The organism is Nocardia heshunensis, from assembly GCF_054782115.1.
The window spans coordinates 1-1,305 of the sequence record NZ_BAAGTC010000071.1 but is presented as its reverse complement, the minus strand read 5'-3'; the positions used below and the strand labels follow the sequence as shown (position 1 = coordinate 1,305).

Sequence of the window (1,305 nt, the reverse complement as noted above, 5' to 3'; positions counted from 1 at the left end):
CCGCGAAGTCGGCGTACTGCACGGCCAGCGGTGCCCAGCCCGGCACCGCACCCTGGGTGCGGGCGGTGTAGGCCACCATCACGTCACGAGCCAGCGGCGACATGGAGAAACCGTCACCGGCGATGTGGTGCACCACGACCACCAGCACGTGCTCGTGCGCGATCGGCTCGGCAGCAACCTCACTCATCCTCTCGGCATGTTCTTTGCCGGGATCCATACTGTCGGAGTGGATTCCGGCCAAAGGCGCGCCGGAATGACGGGGGGCGGCGACCCGGAAGAGCCGGGCGCGTAGCGGAACCTGTTCCGCGACATTGAAGCCCAGCGTGGCGAACGTCGTCACCGTGGCCGTTAGGTCCGCGGCGGTGACGGTGACCGGGCGCAGGTCGAGGGCGATCTCCTCGGCCTGCACGACCACCTGCATCGGCGTGCCGCCGTGCTCCGGGTAGCGGGTGCGCAGCGACTCGTGGCGGCGGACCACGTCGGCGACCGCGAGTTCCAGTGCGGCGGTGTCGAGTTCACCGTTGAGACGGATGGCCAGCGGCAGGTTGTAGGCCGCCGAGGAGGTGTCGTACTGGTTGAGGAACCACATGCGCTGCTGCGCGAACGACAGCGGCACCAACTCAGGCCCGTCGCCCTGTGCCTTCGGCGTACGGACGCGCGGCACCAGTTTGGCGCGAAACCCGCCGTCGGTGTGCGATTCGATACGGGCCGAGAGGGATTCGACGGTGCTTGCTTCGAAGAGGGTGCGCACCGCGACCGTGGTGTCCAGGGCCGAGCCGATGCGCGAGACGACGCGGGTGGCGATGAGCGAGTTGCCGCCCAGGTCGAAGAAGTCGTCGTCCAGGCCGACGCGGTCCAGGCCGAGTACGTCGGCGAAGACGCCGGCGACGGTTTCCTGGATCGGGGTCTCCGGTGCGCGGAAGGCGCGCGCGTGTGCGGCCGGGGCCGGAAGCGCGCGGCGATCGAGTTTGCCGTTGACGGTCAACGGGATCGCGTCGAGCACCACGACGGCCGACGGGACCATGTAGGACGGCAGGCGCTCCGCTGCGCCGTCACGGACGGTGTCGGCTGCGAACAAGACACCGTCCGTCGCGATTTCGCGGCTCGCCGCGGCGGGCACCACGTAGGCCACGATCCGCTGGTCGCCCGGCTGGTCCTCGCGCACGATGACCGCGGCCTGGGCGACACCGTCCTGCGCCAGCACCGCCGACTCGATCTCACCGAGCTCGATGCGGAAGCCGCGGACCTTGACCTGATCGTCGGCGCGGCCGAGGTATTCGAGCTCGCCGAAGCGGTTCCAGCGGG

The 1,305-nt window shown here is 69.8% G+C and carries 1 protein-coding gene; it reads right to left on the bottom strand.

Features of this window, described 5'->3' with window-relative positions:
- On the bottom strand, positions 1 to 1,305 hold a 1,305-nt coding region (locus ACYVN4_RS45230; RefSeq protein ID WP_460730517.1), incomplete at both ends, for a condensation domain-containing protein.